Here is a 16,338-nt window from a genome sequence, read left to right as displayed (position 1 = left end):
CTTATGCGGTAAGGTAACGAGAGAACGAACCATTGTCAAGAAATTTTAGACGTCTAAACGTCTAGCATTCTAATTTTAAGCTTGTAATTTTAAAAATGATCGTTATGCTAATTGATCTAACGACAATGAAGTCTATTGACTCCCTTGATTTTAACGCATGACTGAGAGAAAAAAACGATTTCAAATTTTGCCGGAATTTATCCAGTGGTTAAAGCGTACAAGGCTACTACAACGGATAATAAAATGGGTAATAGGGCTAAATATTAGTGCGGTTATCTTGCTGTTATTAGCGGATTTTTTAACCGGTTATATCGTGCGCGATAAAATCTACACTGATATAAAATCGCTTCCTAATTATGAAAATGCGCTAGTATTAGGCACTGCAAAATATTATGCGAAAGGTACACCGAATTTATATTATAAATACCGACTAGAAACAGCATTGGAATTATATAAAAAAGGAAAAGTAAAAAAATTATTATTAAGTGGCGATAATAAAACCCCTTATTATAATGAACCCAAAACGATGAGCTTAGATTTGCGCCGAATGGGAGTGCAAAATGTAGATCTTTCACAAGACTTTGCAGGTTATCGCACATTAGATTCAGTTGTTCGGGCAGCGGAGGTTTATCATCTCCAACCGTTTGTGATTATTACGCAAGAATTTCATTGTGAACGAGCATTATTTATTGCGAAAACACATAATATTGATGCTGTGTGTTTTGCTGCAAAATATCCAGAAGGGCATATTAAAGTTCGCTTGAGGGAGATTCTTGCGAGAATTGGCATGATCTGGGATTATGTTTCGGGCGTCAAGCCAGAAACCTTAGAAAAGGTTGGGGAAGCTATATTGCCAGCAACGACATCAACAAAGATTTCTGAAGACAAATAGGTCAGTAATAAAAAAAGAACAATGTATATTCAAATACATTGTTCTTTTTCATTTTTAATGATTCATTTAGAAATTAGATTGCAAATTTAGATAAATCTTTACCGACTAATTCGCGAGGGGTACGGCCTTGACCAGTCCAAGTTTTTTCGTTGCCATTGGCATCAATAAATTTGTATTTTGGCGCTAAAGGTTTACGTGGTTTACGCGTTTTTACTTCTTGTTTGCCACCTAATAATGCAACTAAATCTTCCGCTGAAATGCCATCTTTTTCTAACATTTCTTTATATTTATTTAAGCCTTCTAAGAATTTTGCATTTTCAGCTTCTTGTGCTTTGATTTCTTCACGCTTTTTGGTAACAACGGTTTGTACTTTTTCAAGTAATGCTTCAAGCTGTTCTAATGTTGCTTCACGAGCGAGTGCACGTAATGTGCGAAGATTAGAGAATTTATTTAAATCAGACATTGTATGCTCCTGTAAATAATAATTTAGATGTTATATCTAATAAGCTGGAATATATTATCTAAATCTTTTTTAAAGGTAAATACCAAATGAAGTTTATTTTTAATGTTAGCTCATCTTCAATAGAAAAATTGGTAAGTAAAAATAACAAAATTGTTTTTCTGCTTGAGAAGTTGTTTCATTTCAGGTATCTTACACCCACCTACAAATTGTAGAGGCGCAAATCCGATAAGTACTTTTTCTGAGTGGAGAACGATGAAGGAAAAGGAAAGGCGTATTTGCCGAAATCAATTAAGCGTCATCTTAATTGGTTGGGGTCGTTACCGAAAGGGACGACACTGTCGAGGCGGCAACTTGCAAAAGTTTCTCATAAATTAACCGCTTCGGAGTGCTACTGTTAGGCTGGGCTTTCCTTTTCCCCTTCCTTTTTTATTTACTTTTTGTGTAAATATTATCAGTAGAATCCTCATTTAAATTGATTTTAACATTTAGAGGTTTTATGAATTTAATCGATTATTCGAGCAGTGTCTGGTCTGTTGTACCAGCATTATTAGCGCTCGTATTAGCTATTGCTACCCGAAAAGTAATTATTTCATTAAGTGTTGGTATTGTTGTTGGGGCATTATTGCTAACTGATGGCAAAATCCTTGATTCATTATCATATTTAAAAAACACCGCAGTTTCTTTATTTTATAAAGGGGCTGAAGAGGGGCTAAATAGCAATAATATCAATATTATTTTATTCTTGGTTTTATTAGGCGTACTAACTGCATTATTAAGTGCTTCAGGGGCAAATCAAGCTTTTGCGAATTGGGCTCAAGCGCGAATTAAAGGTCGTCGTGGTGCAAAATTGATGGCAGCAAGCTTAGTTTTCGTCACTTTTATTGATGATTATTTCCATAGTCTGGCTGTAGGTGCGATTGCGCGTCCAGTCACTGATAAGTTCAAAATTTCGCGTGCAAAATTAGCATATATTCTTGATTCAACGGCTGCACCAATGTGTGTGTTGATGCCGATTTCGAGCTGGGGTGCTTATATTATAACCTTAGTTGCTGATTTATTTGCTACGCACTCTATTACAGGATATAGCCCATTAGGTGCATTCATGACAATGAGTGCAATGAACTTATATGCGATTTTCTCGATTGTCATGGTGTTTGCTGTGGCATATTGGACAATTGATATTGGTTCTATGGCACGTTTTGAACGCTATGCACTGAATCATCAAGAAGAAAATGAAGAAGATGATACAGAGAGTAAAGGGCATGTTCGTGATTTAGTTTTACCAATTATTGCATTGATTATTGGTACAGTATCCATGATGATCCATACAGGTGCACAAGCGTTAGCGGAAGCTAATACGCCATTTAGTCTGTTAGGCGCATTTGAAAATACTACGGTTGGAATTTCATTAGTGGTTGGCGCAGTACTAAGTATTATCGTGCTTACCTGTTGCTTATTTAACAGTAAAAATCTAAGTCTAAAAGATTATTGGCGTTCTTACGGCATCGGTATCAAAATGATGTCAGGCGCAATTACTATTTTATTCTTTGCTTGGATGATCAATAGTGTGGTTAGCGATATGAAAACCGGGATGTATCTGTCTGGATTAGTTGTAGGCAGCATCTCGCCAGCATTCTTACCAGCAATTCTGTTTGTGTTAGCGTCAGCTATGGCATTCTCAACCGGAACCAGTTGGGGAACCTTTGCGATTATGTTACCAATCGGTGCTTCAATGGCAATGCACTCGGAACCCGCATTGATTATTCCATGCTTAGCAGCTGTAATGTCTGGCGCGGTTTGTGGGGATCACTGCTCACCAGTTTCAGATACAACGATTTTATCTTCAACTGGTGCGCGTTGTAACCATATGGATCATGTCACTTCTCAGTTACCTTATGCTATGTTGGTAGCATTAGCCTCTGTATTAGGTTATATCGTTGTTGGTTTTACGCAATCTTCATGGTTTGGTTTTGCGACTACTGCAGTAGTCATGGCAGTAATTCTTTTGATATTTAAATCAAAAGGCACCGAGTAGGTTCGTATCACAAGCGGTTAAAATTTCGTGAGCTTTTGCAAAAATTTATAAAAATCTCACCGCTTGCATGTATAGAAAAGCGTTGTTCTAGTCACATAGAACAACGCTTTTGTTTTTTAATTTGCAGATCGTCAGATGCATCAATCATTTACTGAGATGCCTTGACTCGTCGTCAACCATTTGGAAATACATCTGATTATTTTATAGTATGGAAATAACACATTTTCTATTTCTGTTTTCGTTTTGGATCTTTATTTTGAGGTCAGTCGTAAGGGGAATTAGGATCACTAAGATTTTCATTTTATACTGTGGCAGTTTTACGAATGTCCGTTTAGGATAAACCCACCCAACATAACCCTCACACATAATCCAACATAAATGGGAAAAATTTGGATGAAGTGGGAAGAAATGAGAAAGGTGGAATGAAACAGAGTTACACATAGAGAAAAAGAAAACCCAGCGACTTTTTACGGTCACTGGGTTTGTTTTTTAGGATTGAGCGAACATATCAAATTGCCGTTTGGCAATTTCTTCCTTCTGCACACGCTTCACGATTTTGTAGATCCATTGCAAAGATAAACCATACTTCTTAGCAAGGTAGGCGTGATTATTGCCGGTGAACTCATTGAAAATTTGCTTTTCACGCTCACAGGCGAAAAGCGACATTGATTTCGGCACATACACATTCAAACCGCCCCAGTTATGCCCCGTCTTCAATGCCACAATCATTCCAATATTTTCTGCGGTTTCCGCGTCCATTTCAGGGTAACATTCACGCACAGCCATTACCGTATATTTCGCCAAATCTGCCAATAAATCGGGGGCTTTGGTTTGAAAGTCATTATTGTCAAATTTGGCATCAATCATTATTTACCTACTCGTTTTTTCCACTGTTTTAGCTGCTCAATAATAGCTGCTGTTTGCTCTCTATCTAGCTCACGCCAGTCCGCAATTTCGGCATAATAGCGCTGCACAAACGCATTCAACGCTGCCGAACTACTTTCATCAGCCACTGCTTTCCACACTGCCCACAATTTCCGCTGAACGGCTGAAAGTTGCGGTGTATCACGCGGTAAGCGAATTTTCGCGCCTTTTTGTTGCAGTATTTTGACCAGTTTTACTAAATCTGAATAGCTTATATTTTTTGCCGAATTTTGGTAGAATTGTTGAGATAATAGACTCCGATAAGTCTCATCGTCCATCTTCAACTGTGTTTTCCCAATATGCACCAGTTGCAATAATCGTTTTCTCATCGTTTACCCCTTAAAATTGCTTTCAATCGTTGTAAATTACTTTCCATTTGTGCCTTTTCCTGTGCCATTTCTTCTACATTTTTCGGCGGTGGTGGCGGAAGCTCAGGATATTCACGCCGTGGTAAGGCTTCCAGAAGCTGTTTTGGCGTAGGAAACCAATCGCAAGTCTGCCCAAGTGTCATAAATGCCGTCTCAAACCGCACCTTATCCAACTCCATATCCCACGACTTTTTATAAGTAATTACCTGATACCACGCTTCCAGTGTAGGCTGAATTACCTCTTCCGTCGGTGAATTTTTCAGACGTAACAGCAACAACATTGCTACACCTTGCGCCAGTACGGGTTTTAGCCATTGATTGTTTTGCCCCATTCCAACGCTCCTTTAATTGCGTTCATTTTATTGCTTGCAAGCGGGCGATTTTGCTCGGAATTTTTCACCATCGATGTGCCAACAGGCTTATGGCCCGCAATAATTTCAAACAAATAACCGTGCGACTTCATCGGTAATTTCAATGCTTGCCGATTTGCCATCATCTGATTGATCGCATAAATCCACGCATCCACAGGGGCATCACATTCCACACCATCACGCTTAATCTTGCCCGCTTGAATCATCGGTGTAAGCTCACTTAACAAAGTGGCAACACGGTCAAAGGTGAGCGAACTTTTCGCTGGGCGAAATAGTCCTAAATAGCGAATCAACGCCTCGCCCAGTTCACCACTTACCATCAATGCCGCATTCAGCGCCTCGCTCGCCGCTTGATTGGCAATTAACGCATCCAATGAATGCAACGCTCCGCACGCACTACATTTCACTTTCATTTTTCACTCCTAATTTAGCCATTTCTTTTCCATTGACACCGTGATGAAGTCGGGCTTTTTTGCCTTGTTCGTAACCAAGCGATTTAGAACTATCATCTCGTTCTCGGCTATTTCCTGCTTCACGAGTTTTCCCTTTGGTTAATTGTAGCGTTTGAGTGAGTTTTTCACGTTGTTTTCGCATTTCAACTTTCTCTTCGCTACTAAATACAAATTCTTCAACTACATCATAAACACCCAATGCCCAGCCTTCACAGAATTTATCAGCTCTAGCTATGAGCGTACTGCGTTTCAACCGTTTGCTTTGACTGGCATTAAACGCTTGGCGTGCCTTTTGTAACTGTCGATACAAAACATCAAAGCAATAAGACGCAACCATCGGTCTTTCCTCTTTCCCAAAAAAAACAACGTGCAATTTATTCTCCCCAAATTCTTGCTCGGGATAATGATTAGCGAAATAACCTTCTACACCAAAAGCCTTATAAATTACACCTGTTAGAATATGCACATATCTCGGCGGAGTGATAGAGAATTTTTGTTTACCGTTATATTCTGAAAAAAGCACATCACTTTGATTTAATTCGTTTTCCGCCATTAGTTTTTGAGCCATTGCTAAAGCTCTTGCCGCTTCGTGTGGATTTGGGGATTTGCTTAAAGCCAGTAATTTCTTAATCTTGCTCAATAATTTTTCTTTATTCTTCATTATTAATTTCTCCTAATACAAGAAAACCGCCCGAAGGCGGTTTGGTTTATCTTAAAAACTAATGCCGAGTTTCATCAAAATCCCCTTCGCATTACTTACATACACTTTGGCGTATTCCATTTGTTCTTTATCTAGCGATTTCTCAGCCTGTTCCAGTTGAATAATCGCTTGGCGAAGTTGCATTTTTAAGGCGTCTAGTGTGGAAATCATTGTTTTTTCTCCCGTTTACCTTGCCACGTTTTGCAATAGGTTTTGCGCGTGTTGCACCACTCACGTTGTTTGAGTGTTACCGCTTGTTTTGCTGCTTCTCCCCACAATTCACCAGCTCGGGCATAATTGCCCGAACGTTCCATTGCTGCTGCAGTTTCGGCTGCTTTGCGATAGGCTTCTTCGAGTACATCTCGATCTACTTTTGGTTTTCGGCTCATTTTCGCACCTCTTCATCATTCGGCTTAATGACAAACTCTTCCACACCTTCTCGAATAGTTACGCCCGAAATAGAGCGTGCAATATCAGGCTCGGCAAGCATCGCTTCCTTATTGAGCTCTTCTTTCGTGCGAATAAAGCGGAACAATCCCGAATTGCGTAAGCTCTCCAAAATCCCGTCAATGCCTTTGGCAACCACCGCAGGCGGTTTGGCACGCCATTGTACTTCGCCGGTGGTAAAGTAAGCCGTCTTCTGCTTGCCCCCGTTAGTGAGTTCTAAACGACGACTTTCACAATACGCCTGTACCGCCTTTTGTAACGGCTTCACTTGCTCTTTCAATGTAGTCAGTTGTGCCGTGTATTTTTCATCAACCGCTGCTTTCTCGTCCGCTTGCTGGGTGGAAAGTCGCACCTGCTCACGTTCTAAATCGCCGATCTGTTTAATCGCCAGCGCCACTTCATCTTGGGTTTGCAATGCAATTTCTTGTACTTCGCTTTTTACTCTTGTTGCTCGTTTAGCCATTCTTTATTCCTTAATTTTAAAAATATATTCAACAGAACCATCTGAAAATTCGTGTTTAAAGATAGATGCAATTTCAGATACTGGTAAGCCAGCTCGTTCTTCTTCCGTCCAATCCGCCATTGCTGTTTCGTATTCTTCTAGAAATAATTTATTATCGTAATTAGAGTTCATTGTTACGGTAATGTCGGTCAGTTTTTTAGCCATTGTTTGTTACTCCTTTTTGGCAAGTATAAGGATAAAAATCCGCGTTAATTTTTGGGGTTAGGCTGCCGTTGGGCGAGCGGAGGTAAACTACACCGCTGATACAAAGTTCGGCATACGCCCACGTTTGCTTTTGTATCATTCCGTCATCACAGCCAGCCAACAAAAATGCGGTTAAAATTAAGGTTGTTTTTCTCATATCGCCCCCTAAACCTGCATCACTACATCGCCGTTCACTTTCGGCACACCTAAACTTTCTGCCAAGTTCATCGCTGCCGTGAGCAAGTTGTTTACTGCGAGCGGATAAAGCAAACTAGTGGTAGTTTTGTTTCTGCCCACCGCCGTTAAGCGTTGTCGCACCGCAAGGAAAGCATCTTCATCAAAAATATCGTTGAGTTTTTTGCCCACTTTTGCTAAGCGGAACGCCACATAGTTTTCCAACTCTGCATCAAGGGGTGCGAGTTCCACCACTTCACAGCGTTGCACCACTTCGCGGACTTCGGTGTTGCGTTCCGACAGTTTCAGCTTCAATTCAGGCTGACCAATTAGCACAATCGAAATCAGCTTTTTAAAGCCATCTTCCAACTCAAAAAAGCGTTTCAAGTGTTTAAGCGTCGGAATTGGCAAGGAGTGCGCTTCTTCGATGATAAGCACGTTCGAATAGCCCGATTTACAGCTTTCTTTCAACACTTGATGCAACTGGCGGAACCGTGCTTCAGGCGAACGCTTCACGTTTTGTAGCGGTGCAAGGGTGGAAATAATCGCTTCGGCAATATGGGCTGCTTTGAGCGTTTTGCCCTTGATGTCGTTGTCTTCCATTGCGATGATGTAAGGCTCAATCACCGCAATTGGGGCGTTTTCTGCTCGAATGCGATCAATCAAATCACGGCGCAGGGTCGATTTGCCCGCACCTGATTCTCCCACCACCGCCATAAAGCCACCGTGCTTAGCGGTTTGATAAAGCGACTCCCGCACATAACGAATGTCGCTGGTGGCGAAAACTTCATCAGCCGAGCGAATATCGACGGAAAAAGGGTCAATCGGTAATAAAAAATGTTTCTTAGTGGCTGGAAATAAAGCCTGTTTTGCGAGTAACATAATCTCGTCCTTAATTTCTCGTTTGGTTTTAAGGGCGGAAGCGGCAGGTTCGGTCGCCAAACTTTCCGCTGTCGCTTCCTGTCTCAATAGCGTTGCAAGCGGTTGGTTTATCCCAATCTTTTGCAAAGACGCTATTAAACTCTTCTCAAATGCCACCCACTCCCGCACCCGTTGATTATGATTTATCAACTGAGAAATGGTCGCAGGCGACACATTCATCATCTGTGCCAACTGCCTTAAGCTCACGCCCTTATCAATCAGCACCTGTTTTAGTTTCAGCATAAAATGCTCCTTCAATAAGTCCCCCTCTTTTGTAAAGAAGGGTTAGGGGAGATTTTTGGGCTAGGCAGCCAACAATTTCAAATGTGATGTTGTCGGCTCTGGCGCCATAAACTCCGCCTTGAATTCATCAAAGCTCAAGCCCAGCAACCGTTCAGCTTCCACCTGCGGCACACCTTGCGGATATTTGCCGGTAATCCATTGATAGCATTCGCCCGTCCACAACTCGCCCCAGCGTGCTTTGCCGTTTTTGGCAAACTCCACCGCTGACATCGGTTTTTGCTCAACACGGCGTGCGTTGGTGGTCAGTTCGTGTTCTTGTCCTTTGTTCGGTAAGAACCACGTTAGCTTGCTCTCTTCGATGTGTTTGTAAGGGTTGATTTCGCCGTTGAATAACGGTGCGTTGGCTTTCTTGGCTCGCTTCAACTCGTCTTCGGTTTCTACACCATAAGCCAGTTGCTCCGCCTGTTCCTTATTGGTTTCAAACGCCGTTTTGCGATGGGCCTTGTATTCTTCGCCGATGATTGCCGCGTCCACACGGAAGCCTAGTTCATTCACTTCAATCGGTTCCAACACCACCCAATAAGGTTTCAGGCTAACCGTGCCGTCATCGGCAAAAATCTGCTCAAAGCACTGCACTTGCACACATTCAGGGCGGTACGGATTTTTGCCCACCGTGATTTTCTCTCCAATTTTCACATCAGGTACATCACGCACATCATATCGGCGATTTTCAAAGCTGATTTCCAACTTATCGGTCACCAATCGTTCGGTGAGTGCGGTAATCATCAGCTCTTGGCAAATCTCACGGCTGGGCGGATATAACAAGTCATTGGCGTGGATTTTTCGCCACGCACCGTAACGTGTCATACCGTGTCGGCTATGAATGGCTTTGCCGTTGAAATACCGCATCCACTGGTGAGCAAGTTGATTTAACTCATCAAGCCCACTCACATTCATAAACCGCAAACCGCTTTCAAATTGGCGTTCCACAATATCATTGCCTTTCTCCACTTGCCCTTTAGCTCGGGCATTGTGGGCTTTCGGCACTTCAATTTTCACGTCCAACTGGTTCAGCAAATGGGTGAACATTTGTGACGTATTGGCAGAACCACGGTCGAACATCAAAATTTTCGGCACACCGAAAAATGGCTCGGCAGGGTTATCTTTCTTCTGAATGGCGTTAATAAAGGTTTCAGAAATGTTCTCCGCCGTTTCGCCGCCATACACATATTCCACATAAATCACGCCACTCGCGTGGTCGGTAATGACATACCGCCACACTCGTTGCGGTTCGACTTTCGCCACATTCGCTGGCTTGTTTTTGTAGAATTGCTCTGCTTCCATTACGCACAACCCATTGCCTTTGCCAGTTTCTTTCAGGTAATACAGCACACACAAAGACGGGTCTATTTGCCAAACGTGGTTCGGGTGTCGGCTTTGCAACTGTACCACTGGGGCAGGGCGTAACAGCTGGTCAGGGTGCAAATTAGCATTGCGTAATGCACGCTCCACCGAACTTGCCGAATAAGGGCGGACTTCGCCTGTTTTCTCGTCCACAAACTCCGCTTTCACTTTGTCATTGGCGCGCAATATGTCTAAAATCCGCTCCAACGTTGCCATGGTTTTGCCATTTTTCCGCCGTAGGTGTAACCACGCCGCACTAATCAATTTCAGCTCGTTCGCATCCATTTGATGTTTCCCCTTGTCTGACCGTACTTTGCGACCACTCGCTGGGCGGTAGGGCTTAATTTGCCGAAGAAAGGTGGCTCGGCTTAAACCGGTGAATGCACAGCCTTCTTCAATAATTTTTTCCTTCTCGCCAAAGCCTGCTTTCTCCACACGCTCGGCATATTGGGCGAGAACGCTCGGTAGTATTGCCATTGCATTTCCTTAACCCACCACTTCCGCATCTTGAATGCGAGCATCAAGCTCAATCTCGTCCAAAATGCTCGTTACACTTTCATCTAACTTGCCGTCAGGCTGATAATCTTCTCTCGCCCATTCAGGTAAGGCTTCGCCGCTTGGCGTATCATCCAACCCAAAGCGTTCTTTGAGTTCTGACAAAATCAACTGATACTCGGCAAGCACCCCACTCATAAACTGCTTGTGGTCAATGCCTGTGGCTTCCGTATGAGCGGTTAAGGCTTCAAAGGCTTGGAATACTTGCCCTCGTAGCACGGCTTCTGCTTTGTAAGAAATCGCAGCCGCTTCTTCACGTAACACGCCACCACGTTGTTCAGGCGTTTGGGTTTCAATCGCTTTGGTTTTCTTCGCCAATTCCAAATCTAAGTGGTTAATCCGCTCGTTTTTGGTAGCAAGCACTTTCGCCTGTGCTTCATAATCGTCCGACTTGCGTTTGAGTTGGGCTTGCAAGGCTTCTTTCTCCTTCGCGTGTTGGGCGGTTAAATCTTCGATTTTCTCAATCAACTCTTCCTTATCGGTGGTGTCTGAATAATCCGCGTCCACAATTTCCGCTCGGGCTTCTTCGGGCAGTTGGCGAAGTTTTCGCATTTCGCGGTAGCCTAAGCCAAGGCGTTGGCTGGTTTCTAGGAAGTCTTCGCCTAACCGGTTAAGGTTTAAAATATCTTCATCAATTTTCTTAGCACTAAAACCTAAGCAACCGCAAAACTCTTCCCAAGTGCTGACGTGTTTCCAATTTCCATCTATGTCTTGCATTGTTAAGTCTTTGTATCTCTTAGATTTTTTAAATTCTGATAACATTTTAATTTGCTGACACGTTATCAGTTTTCTATGAAAGTCAGACATTTTTACCATTCCCAGCATTTCGTAGGATTGGGCTACATCTTGCGTTAAGGCTTGACTGGCTAATGCCACCGCATCTTGTTGTTCACTTAATCTTAAATCTGTCATCATTCACTCCTAAAAACCACCTGTTGCAACACGGTGGCGCATTTCATTAAATCGCTCATTCACTGCCTGCATATCTTGCTCATAACACACCGCCAAATTGAGCAGGGCAAAACTGAGCGTCCAGTTGCCAGTGGGCAATTTGCGCAAAAAGCCTTCGCTTTCTAAAATCGCCGTAGCGCGGGTGATATTCACTGGTGTTTCATCAATCGCTTCGCACAAATCTTTATTGCTTAAGCCGTCCATCGTTCGCCCTTTTAGGGCTTTTAAAATCCGCAACGCACGCTGCGTGCCGTTAATTTTTTCTTTCATTTGGCTTGCCCTGATTTCATAAACTGCGGTAAGTTTTCCGCCTGTTTTTGTTGCTCAATCGCAACCGCTTTTTTATAACCTTGACTGTTCCAGTATTTTTTCAAATACCATAAGCATAATTTTTCTAACATTTTCATTTGATTTTTCTCCCTGTGGTATCCTATTGGCTCTCTCAACTTCCAAAAGGAAACCCTATGACGGTAATTAAATTGCCGATAAAACGGCTCACAGAACTCGAACAACGAGTCAATGAACTAGAAATTCACGTTCAAAATCTCGATACCGAGAATCGGCTTTATCAATCTATTTTGGCTTCGCTAATTTCTATTCTGCCCAATAATGAACGCCAAGCGTGGATTAAAGATTTTGAGACGCTTTACGAACTCGGCTTGGACGATGTGGAAAACGCATTGCCAACTCCCCAAAAACGGAATAACAGATCCGTTTATCTTGACCAACTACTATCTCTTTTGGATAAGTAGCTTCCTTTTCTTCAACAGACAGGCTGTCAGGCTTGTCTGATTTCTTTTCTTTCTGCATAAAATCTCCTATTGTTTTTATAAAGAGCGGTCGATTTTTCGCTGTTTTTTCCAAATTGTTAAAGAGCAAAAGAAGTTTTAAGCGGCTTTTAAGCCCAATTTCACGGCAACTTCCAAACCTTTTCCGCGATTGGCTTTCACGGCACCGTTTAGCACCTTACTCACCAACACGGGGTGATAGCCATTTTCAATCGCCCATTGCTGAAAAGTTTGCCCATTTCGATAAAACTCCAATCGAATTTGATCGGGGGTTTTTGCTTCATTGCTCATTATTTAGCTCCTATTGTTGTGGTATAATTCAGTAAGTTAAAACAACTTATACGATTATCGTATACGATATTCGTATGTTTATCAAGTGGAAATATACGAAAATGGTAGAAAATTTTGAAAATCAATTAAAAAGAGCTAAAGAATGCTTAGGTGTGAAATCAGATGCTGCTTTTGCAAAAGCTATTGAAATGCCAGTTACAACGTTTAGCTCTCGAAAAAAAGAACAAAAATTCCCCGAAAAAGAGCTTTTCGCCCTAAAAGCCAAATGTCCAGAATTAAACCTTGATATGGATTACATCTTGCTTGGACATCGCCGTGAAACCTATGAAGCGATAGAACAGGAAATGTTAAAAGATATGCCTAAGCCTGATGAGCCACGCTTTGACCCAAACCGAGAAATGGAAAATTTAATGCCAGCCGAGAACCTGCTTTTGCAGTATTTCCGCACCGCTGGTAAGGAAGGCAAAGAAATGATTTTGAATGTTGCCAAAATGGCGGCAAAGGCTAACACAACACAAGGCAATTTCGCTACAAAAATGCACATTGGCAACGTAGAACAACAAAACAACATCGAACACCTTGAAGGTGGTATTCATTTTAAGAAAGGGAAATAAATGGATTTTAAAATTGACAATGTTGAGCAGCTTAACAACATCAATGAAGCTCACTTTCATCATCCAGAAAAAGTAATTGATAAAAACAGCCCACACATCGTCATTTGCCCACAGTGCGGTGGCGAAAGCTACCGTTTCAATGAATACTGCTACAACGGTAAATGCACCTTTGGGATTAAGCAGTATTTTGACTATCAAGAATGGCAAGAAAAAGAGCAACGTCGCAAAGCCTTATTACAAAAACAAAGCCAAAGATTAGTGATATTCACGCTCGTAGGCTTTGTAATTTGCTTGCTGGGGCTGTATTTAGGCAGCCTGCACCCTGTGGGTTATTTGGTGTTTTTAGTGGCAGGTTATTTGGCGTTGGTCTTTAACAATGCTGGGCAACACGTGGAAAAAGAGATTAAAGAGATTGAAACTGAGGAATTAAAATGACAACTGAACAACAAAAGAAATCCGAAATTACGGAATTAAAAAATCAAAGTGAGCAATATGATGATCCTATTGAATTATCAAAAAATAATTTACTTGTAATCGTTTTTGCCAAGACTAAAAGTCCTTATTTTAAAATGGCATTATCTATTGCCACAGGAGCTTTTAAATTCTCATCTTATGAGTTAGACAAAGATATAATTTACACTTGTACTTTCGATAAAACCCCTGAACAAGCTGCTAGAGCTCTTTTATTACTACGTTACGTTGATGGTTGGACAACAAAACAAATTTTTGTTGCTGGAAAACTATATACTGGTTCTGGCTATTATAGCTTAGGCTCTATATTAGAATGCTATCAAAATGCCTGCCAATGCTTAAATGCAAAGTCACATTGTTTATCTTTAACTAACAGATTGTTCAGAGATGTTTACTATTCTCAAGGATTATCCTTATCTATTTTCTCTGATGAAAAAACAAAGCAGAAAGAAACTCAATATGTCATTCCTTGCAAAAAATTAGAAAATCGCCCAATAGAGCGAGGAGAACACTTTGGTTCTTGGAAAGAACAAATTCAGGCATTGGCTGTTGAAAACAATGTTGACTGGTGTCCAATGTTTAACTTGGATTATTTCAGACAATATGAGTAAAGTTACAACAATGCGATATGAGCTATTTCAACCGCGACAAAGACGGCGTACCTTGTGAAAGTATTTGTGGTGGGAAGAAAAAGAAATAATATCAGGAGAAGAATATGGACGTAGGCTCAATTAGTACCGCAATCGGCTTGGTTAAAGATGTGGCGAACCAAGTTACTATGCTGAAAAATTTAACATCAGATATTGAAACCGCCACAGAAATTCAAGAAGCCAAACAAAAAGCCATTGATTTAACCAATACTATAATCTCCTTGCAGACCGCAATAATGTCTATGCAAGCAGATTATATGGCGTTGGCTGAAGAAAATGCTCAATTAAAGCAAGAAAAAGAGAAGAAAGAACAATATAAGTTGATTAAATATACAACATCTTTTGAAGAACCTTTGCTGTTGTATAAATCTACGAATACTAGTTCGGTAACACATTATATCTGCCCGCGTTGCTATGACAGTGATGGTAAGGCAATCACATTGCAACAACGTAGAAGACACGTTGGTGCGACAATGGCATCATCAAGTTATCAAGATGAGTTTTTCTGTACAGTATGTAAATCAGAATATCCAACCGCCAAATATAGAGAAACCCCTGATGGTAAGGTTACTGAATTGCCTTATTAAGAGCTGGAATTAGCACATTTAAAAATAACGCAAGAAAGGTCAAAAAATTTAAAATGTAACTTGGCTAAACGCCACCACAACCAAGAACCTTTCTTGCATTTCTCCATCTTTTTAACAATAAAATTGCTAAATTTTACGGTTAAGCCACATTTAATAATCCAGCGACATATTTTTTGTTTAAGGCAACACATAGTCGTTCTCCAATCAGTTTTATTTGTCGCCATTATTCCAACAAACCGATTTTAAAGGTTATAAACCAGTTTAAAATCAGTTCCCACAACCATTAAGTAAACTCCAGTTATCAAGTGATCCTTTATAACTGGAGTTTTTTTATGCACACCTCATCCATCACCAAAATCGTGATCCATTGCTCAGCCACTCAAAACGGCAAGCAACTTCGTACCGCTACCCAAACCGCCGCTCAACGCATTGACGACTGGCACAAACAACGTGGCTTTCAACGCTTGGCTGGCAATTACAAAGCCTTTAATTCTCATCTACAACATATTGGCTACCACTTTGTGATTGACACCGACGGCACTGTCGAAACTGGTCGCAAAGAAGGCGAAACAGGCGCACACGTCAAAGGGCATAACTTAAACAGCATTGGCATTTGCTTGGTCGGTGGGATTACCAAAGACAAACGCAATCACGGCGAATACACCGAAGCTCAATGGAAAGCCCTACATCGTTTACTGCGTGAGCTTGAAGCCAAATATCCCAGCGCTCGCATTTGTGGACATCGTGATTTAAGCCCAGACCTAAACGGCGACGGCACAATCAGCCCGAATGAATGGATTAAAGACTGCCCATGTTTTGATGTTTGGAGCTGGCTAGATAGTGAAGATGTCGTGAATGTTGAGCATTTATTTAAATAAATCTCCCCTAACCCCTCTTTACAAAAGAGGGGAACGGTAAAACGGAGAAAAATTAAGCCCCCCTCTTTAGAAAAGAGGGGCGGGGGGAGATTTGAAGAATACGGAGAACACAATGAAAAAATTAAGCAATAACGCCAAAATTAGCCGTGCAATCAATAAAGGTCGCACGGTTGCCCAATGGTTTTACTTACGCTGGAGTTACTAATGGCACTCAAAGAATTGATTACTAACAACGATGGTCGTCTTTCCACCACCGCCTTTATCCAATTTTTCGGGGCTTTATTGATGGCTGGCATTTTGGTTTATGCCGTGTGGCTTGACCGTGCCTATGTGGGCGAATTATTCACTACGTTTGCTATTTTCTGTGCTGGCGGTGCAGCCACGAAAGGCTTTGCCAATGCGTTAAATAATCGGGGGCGTGAAGAATGATTTATTATCTGATTTTAGGCTTTG

At 41.5% G+C, this 16,338-nt stretch carries 26 protein-coding genes and 1 riboswitch; of the genes, 9 read left to right on the top strand and 17 right to left on the bottom strand.

Going from position 1 to position 16,338, the window contains the following annotated elements; all coding sequences use genetic code 11:
* Window positions 1-157 precede the first annotated feature (157 nt).
* Window positions 158-892, top strand: coding sequence for a SanA/YdcF family protein (locus HSP_RS0102870; RefSeq protein ID WP_231287865.1), 735 nt, complete (start codon window positions 158-160; stop codon window positions 890-892).
* Between the two features lie 73 nt (window positions 893-965).
* Here the strand turns inward: HSP_RS0102870 and HSP_RS0102865 are convergent, their stop codons facing one another.
* Window positions 966-1,355 (bottom strand): H-NS family histone-like protein, encoded by a 390-nt coding sequence (locus tag HSP_RS0102865; protein ID WP_007524210.1) that lies wholly within the window; start codon window positions 1,353-1,355, stop codon window positions 966-968.
* A 201-nt stretch (window positions 1,356-1,556) separates the two neighbouring features.
* A riboswitch (Lysine riboswitch) is annotated at window positions 1,557-1,754 on the top strand.
* 97 nt (window positions 1,755-1,851) lie between these two features.
* On the opposite strand from HSP_RS0102865, the gene HSP_RS0102860 reads away from it, so the two are divergent.
* The gene (locus HSP_RS0102860; RefSeq protein ID WP_007525101.1) at window positions 1,852-3,390 is read left to right on the top strand and encodes a Na+/H+ antiporter NhaC family protein; all 1,539 of its coding nucleotides are present in this window, start codon (window positions 1,852-1,854) and stop codon (window positions 3,388-3,390) included.
* 489 nt (window positions 3,391-3,879) lie between these two features.
* Here HSP_RS0102860 and HSP_RS0102855 read toward each other — a convergent pair whose 3' ends face one another.
* From HSP_RS0102855 to HSP_RS11405, 15 genes are read right to left on the bottom strand one after another with little or no spacing between them, the layout of a single operon-like run.
* Window positions 3,880-4,257: a Mor transcription activator family protein gene (locus HSP_RS0102855; protein ID WP_007523987.1), complete on the bottom strand. Its 378-nt coding sequence runs from the start codon at window positions 4,255-4,257 to the stop codon at window positions 3,880-3,882.
* Entirely contained in the window at window positions 4,257-4,643 is a 387-nt protein-coding gene (locus HSP_RS0102850; protein ID WP_010128362.1) for a regulatory protein GemA, read from the bottom strand. Before HSP_RS0102850 ends, HSP_RS0102855 begins: the two co-directional genes overlap by 1 nt.
* On the bottom strand, window positions 4,640-5,014 hold the full coding sequence (locus HSP_RS0102845) for a hypothetical protein (RefSeq protein ID WP_007524247.1): 375 nt from the start codon (window positions 5,012-5,014) through the stop codon (window positions 4,640-4,642). Before HSP_RS0102845 ends, HSP_RS0102850 begins: the two co-directional genes overlap by 4 nt.
* Complete coding sequence (locus tag HSP_RS0102840; protein WP_007525486.1) at window positions 4,990-5,466, bottom strand: hypothetical protein; 477 nt, start codon at window positions 5,464-5,466, stop codon at window positions 4,990-4,992. The genes HSP_RS0102845 and HSP_RS0102840 overlap by 25 nt, the downstream gene beginning before the upstream one ends.
* A complete protein-coding gene (locus HSP_RS0102835) occupies window positions 5,450-6,166 on the bottom strand; it encodes a DUF2786 domain-containing protein (RefSeq protein WP_007525420.1) in 717 nt (238 codons plus the stop codon). Before HSP_RS0102835 ends, HSP_RS0102840 begins: the two co-directional genes overlap by 17 nt.
* A 51-nt stretch (window positions 6,167-6,217) precedes the next feature.
* Window positions 6,218-6,376, bottom strand: a complete 159-nt coding sequence (locus tag HSP_RS11410) for a hypothetical protein (protein ID WP_007525148.1) — start codon at window positions 6,374-6,376, stop codon at window positions 6,218-6,220.
* On the bottom strand, window positions 6,373-6,594 hold the full coding sequence (locus HSP_RS0102825) for an ANR family transcriptional regulator (RefSeq protein WP_007524909.1): 222 nt from the start codon (window positions 6,592-6,594) through the stop codon (window positions 6,373-6,375). The genes HSP_RS11410 and HSP_RS0102825 overlap by 4 nt, the downstream gene beginning before the upstream one ends.
* Window positions 6,591-7,115, bottom strand: coding sequence for a host-nuclease inhibitor Gam family protein (locus HSP_RS0102820; RefSeq protein WP_010128358.1), 525 nt, complete (start codon window positions 7,113-7,115; stop codon window positions 6,591-6,593). Before HSP_RS0102820 ends, HSP_RS0102825 begins: the two co-directional genes overlap by 4 nt.
* A 3-nt stretch (window positions 7,116-7,118) precedes the next feature.
* Window positions 7,119-7,319: a hypothetical protein gene (locus tag HSP_RS0102815; RefSeq protein ID WP_007524427.1), complete on the bottom strand. Its 201-nt coding sequence runs from the start codon at window positions 7,317-7,319 to the stop codon at window positions 7,119-7,121.
* A complete protein-coding gene (locus HSP_RS0102810) occupies window positions 7,312-7,515 on the bottom strand; it encodes a hypothetical protein (RefSeq protein ID WP_005640647.1) in 204 nt (67 codons plus the stop codon). Before HSP_RS0102810 ends, HSP_RS0102815 begins: the two co-directional genes overlap by 8 nt.
* Window positions 7,516-7,523: 8 nt before the next feature.
* Complete coding sequence (locus tag HSP_RS0102805; protein WP_007525202.1) at window positions 7,524-8,696, bottom strand: AAA family ATPase; 1,173 nt, start codon at window positions 8,694-8,696, stop codon at window positions 7,524-7,526.
* A gap of 60 nt (window positions 8,697-8,756) precedes the next feature.
* Complete coding sequence (locus HSP_RS0102800; protein ID WP_007525556.1) at window positions 8,757-10,577, bottom strand: DDE-type integrase/transposase/recombinase; 1,821 nt, start codon at window positions 10,575-10,577, stop codon at window positions 8,757-8,759.
* 9 nt (window positions 10,578-10,586) lie between these two features.
* Entirely contained in the window at window positions 10,587-11,567 is a 981-nt protein-coding gene (locus HSP_RS0102795; RefSeq protein ID WP_007524095.1) for a hypothetical protein, read from the bottom strand.
* Window positions 11,568-11,576: 9 nt separating this feature from the next.
* Entirely contained in the window at window positions 11,577-11,876 is a 300-nt protein-coding gene (locus HSP_RS0102790; protein WP_005661855.1) for a helix-turn-helix domain-containing protein, read from the bottom strand.
* Window positions 11,873-12,013: a hypothetical protein gene (locus HSP_RS11405; protein WP_007524648.1), complete on the bottom strand. Its 141-nt coding sequence runs from the start codon at window positions 12,011-12,013 to the stop codon at window positions 11,873-11,875. Before HSP_RS11405 ends, HSP_RS0102790 begins: the two co-directional genes overlap by 4 nt.
* A gap of 57 nt (window positions 12,014-12,070) precedes the next feature.
* Here HSP_RS11405 and HSP_RS0102780 point away from each other — a divergent pair, with 57 nt between their 5' ends.
* Complete coding sequence (locus HSP_RS0102780) at window positions 12,071-12,358, top strand: hypothetical protein (protein WP_010128355.1); 288 nt, start codon at window positions 12,071-12,073, stop codon at window positions 12,356-12,358.
* 135 nt (window positions 12,359-12,493) lie between these two features.
* On the opposite strand, the gene HSP_RS0102775 is transcribed toward HSP_RS0102780, so the two are convergent.
* Window positions 12,494-12,685 (bottom strand): DNA-binding protein, encoded by a 192-nt coding sequence (locus HSP_RS0102775; RefSeq protein WP_007525026.1) that lies wholly within the window; start codon window positions 12,683-12,685, stop codon window positions 12,494-12,496.
* 74 nt (window positions 12,686-12,759) lie between these two features.
* Between HSP_RS0102775 and HSP_RS0102770 the strand changes: the two genes are divergently transcribed.
* The 6 genes from HSP_RS0102770 (at window position 12,760) to HSP_RS0102735 (ending at window position 16,314) form a co-directional block, all read left to right on the top strand.
* The gene (locus tag HSP_RS0102770) at window positions 12,760-13,299 is read left to right on the top strand and encodes a helix-turn-helix domain containing protein (RefSeq protein ID WP_231287864.1); all 540 of its coding nucleotides are present in this window, start codon (window positions 12,760-12,762) and stop codon (window positions 13,297-13,299) included.
* Window positions 13,300-13,734 (top strand): hypothetical protein, encoded by a 435-nt coding sequence (locus HSP_RS0102765; protein WP_007525043.1) that lies wholly within the window; start codon window positions 13,300-13,302, stop codon window positions 13,732-13,734. It begins immediately after the preceding gene.
* A complete protein-coding gene (locus HSP_RS0102760; protein WP_007525521.1) occupies window positions 13,731-14,381 on the top strand; it encodes a hypothetical protein in 651 nt (216 codons plus the stop codon). The genes HSP_RS0102765 and HSP_RS0102760 overlap by 4 nt, the downstream gene beginning before the upstream one ends.
* A 104-nt stretch (window positions 14,382-14,485) precedes the next feature.
* Complete coding sequence (locus tag HSP_RS0102755; protein ID WP_007525139.1) at window positions 14,486-15,007, top strand: hypothetical protein; 522 nt, start codon at window positions 14,486-14,488, stop codon at window positions 15,005-15,007.
* Between the two features lie 332 nt (window positions 15,008-15,339).
* A complete protein-coding gene (locus HSP_RS0102745) occupies window positions 15,340-15,885 on the top strand; it encodes an N-acetylmuramoyl-L-alanine amidase (protein ID WP_007524504.1) in 546 nt (181 codons plus the stop codon).
* Between the two features lie 204 nt (window positions 15,886-16,089).
* Window positions 16,090-16,314, top strand: a complete 225-nt coding sequence (locus tag HSP_RS0102735; RefSeq protein WP_007524007.1) for a DUF2644 domain-containing protein — start codon at window positions 16,090-16,092, stop codon at window positions 16,312-16,314.
* The last annotated feature ends 24 nt before the right edge of the window (window positions 16,315-16,338 follow it).

The sequence above is a fragment of the Haemophilus sputorum CCUG 13788 genome (assembly GCF_000238795.1).
Taxonomy (GTDB): domain Bacteria; phylum Pseudomonadota; class Gammaproteobacteria; order Enterobacterales; family Pasteurellaceae; genus Haemophilus_A; species Haemophilus_A sputorum.
The sequence above is the reverse complement of the archived record's forward strand: the minus strand, read 5'-3'. Positions and strand labels throughout refer to the sequence as shown.

Bases quoted from the DNA above. Each gene is read 5' to 3' on its own strand.
- HSP_RS0102845 (WP_007524247.1), bottom strand. From the start codon at position 5,014: ATGGGGCAAAACAATCAATGGCTAAAACCCGTACTGGCGCAAGGTGTA.
- HSP_RS11405 (WP_007524648.1), bottom strand. From the start codon at position 12,013: ATGAAAATGTTAGAAAAATTATGCTTATGGTATTTGAAAAAATACTGG.
- HSP_RS0102840 (WP_007525486.1), bottom strand. From the start codon at position 5,466: ATGAAAGTGAAATGTAGTGCGTGCGGAGCGTTGCATTCATTGGATGCG.
- HSP_RS0102755 (WP_007525139.1), top strand. From the start codon at position 14,486: ATGGACGTAGGCTCAATTAGTACCGCAATCGGCTTGGTTAAAGATGTG.
- HSP_RS0102820 (WP_010128358.1), bottom strand. From the start codon at position 7,115: ATGGCTAAACGAGCAACAAGAGTAAAAAGCGAAGTACAAGAAATTGCA.
- HSP_RS0102800 (WP_007525556.1), bottom strand. From the start codon at position 10,577: ATGGCAATACTACCGAGCGTTCTCGCCCAATATGCCGAGCGTGTGGAG.
- HSP_RS0102815 (WP_007524427.1), bottom strand. From the start codon at position 7,319: ATGGCTAAAAAACTGACCGACATTACCGTAACAATGAACTCTAATTAC.
- HSP_RS0102745 (WP_007524504.1), top strand. From the start codon at position 15,340: ATGCACACCTCATCCATCACCAAAATCGTGATCCATTGCTCAGCCACT.
- HSP_RS0102825 (WP_007524909.1), bottom strand. From the start codon at position 6,594: ATGAGCCGAAAACCAAAAGTAGATCGAGATGTACTCGAAGAAGCCTAT.
- HSP_RS0102855 (WP_007523987.1), bottom strand. From the start codon at position 4,257: ATGATTGATGCCAAATTTGACAATAATGACTTTCAAACCAAAGCCCCC.
- HSP_RS0102775 (WP_007525026.1), bottom strand. From the start codon at position 12,685: ATGAGCAATGAAGCAAAAACCCCCGATCAAATTCGATTGGAGTTTTAT.
- HSP_RS0102850 (WP_010128362.1), bottom strand. From the start codon at position 4,643: ATGAGAAAACGATTATTGCAACTGGTGCATATTGGGAAAACACAGTTG.
- HSP_RS0102805 (WP_007525202.1), bottom strand. From the start codon at position 8,696: ATGCTGAAACTAAAACAGGTGCTGATTGATAAGGGCGTGAGCTTAAGG.
- HSP_RS11410 (WP_007525148.1), bottom strand. From the start codon at position 6,376: ATGATTTCCACACTAGACGCCTTAAAAATGCAACTTCGCCAAGCGATT.
- HSP_RS0102865 (WP_007524210.1), bottom strand. From the start codon at position 1,355: ATGTCTGATTTAAATAAATTCTCTAATCTTCGCACATTACGTGCACTC.
- HSP_RS0102860 (WP_007525101.1), top strand. From the start codon at position 1,852: ATGAATTTAATCGATTATTCGAGCAGTGTCTGGTCTGTTGTACCAGCA.
- HSP_RS0102735 (WP_007524007.1), top strand. From the start codon at position 16,090: ATGGCACTCAAAGAATTGATTACTAACAACGATGGTCGTCTTTCCACC.
- HSP_RS0102790 (WP_005661855.1), bottom strand. From the start codon at position 11,876: ATGAAAGAAAAAATTAACGGCACGCAGCGTGCGTTGCGGATTTTAAAA.
- HSP_RS0102835 (WP_007525420.1), bottom strand. From the start codon at position 6,166: ATGAAGAATAAAGAAAAATTATTGAGCAAGATTAAGAAATTACTGGCT.
- HSP_RS0102870 (WP_231287865.1), top strand. From the start codon at position 158: ATGACTGAGAGAAAAAAACGATTTCAAATTTTGCCGGAATTTATCCAG.
- HSP_RS0102760 (WP_007525521.1), top strand. From the start codon at position 13,731: ATGACAACTGAACAACAAAAGAAATCCGAAATTACGGAATTAAAAAAT.
- HSP_RS0102765 (WP_007525043.1), top strand. From the start codon at position 13,300: ATGGATTTTAAAATTGACAATGTTGAGCAGCTTAACAACATCAATGAA.
- HSP_RS0102795 (WP_007524095.1), bottom strand. From the start codon at position 11,567: ATGACAGATTTAAGATTAAGTGAACAACAAGATGCGGTGGCATTAGCC.
- HSP_RS0102770 (WP_231287864.1), top strand. From the start codon at position 12,760: ATGTTTATCAAGTGGAAATATACGAAAATGGTAGAAAATTTTGAAAAT.
- HSP_RS0102810 (WP_005640647.1), bottom strand. From the start codon at position 7,515: ATGAGAAAAACAACCTTAATTTTAACCGCATTTTTGTTGGCTGGCTGT.
- HSP_RS0102780 (WP_010128355.1), top strand. From the start codon at position 12,071: ATGACGGTAATTAAATTGCCGATAAAACGGCTCACAGAACTCGAACAA.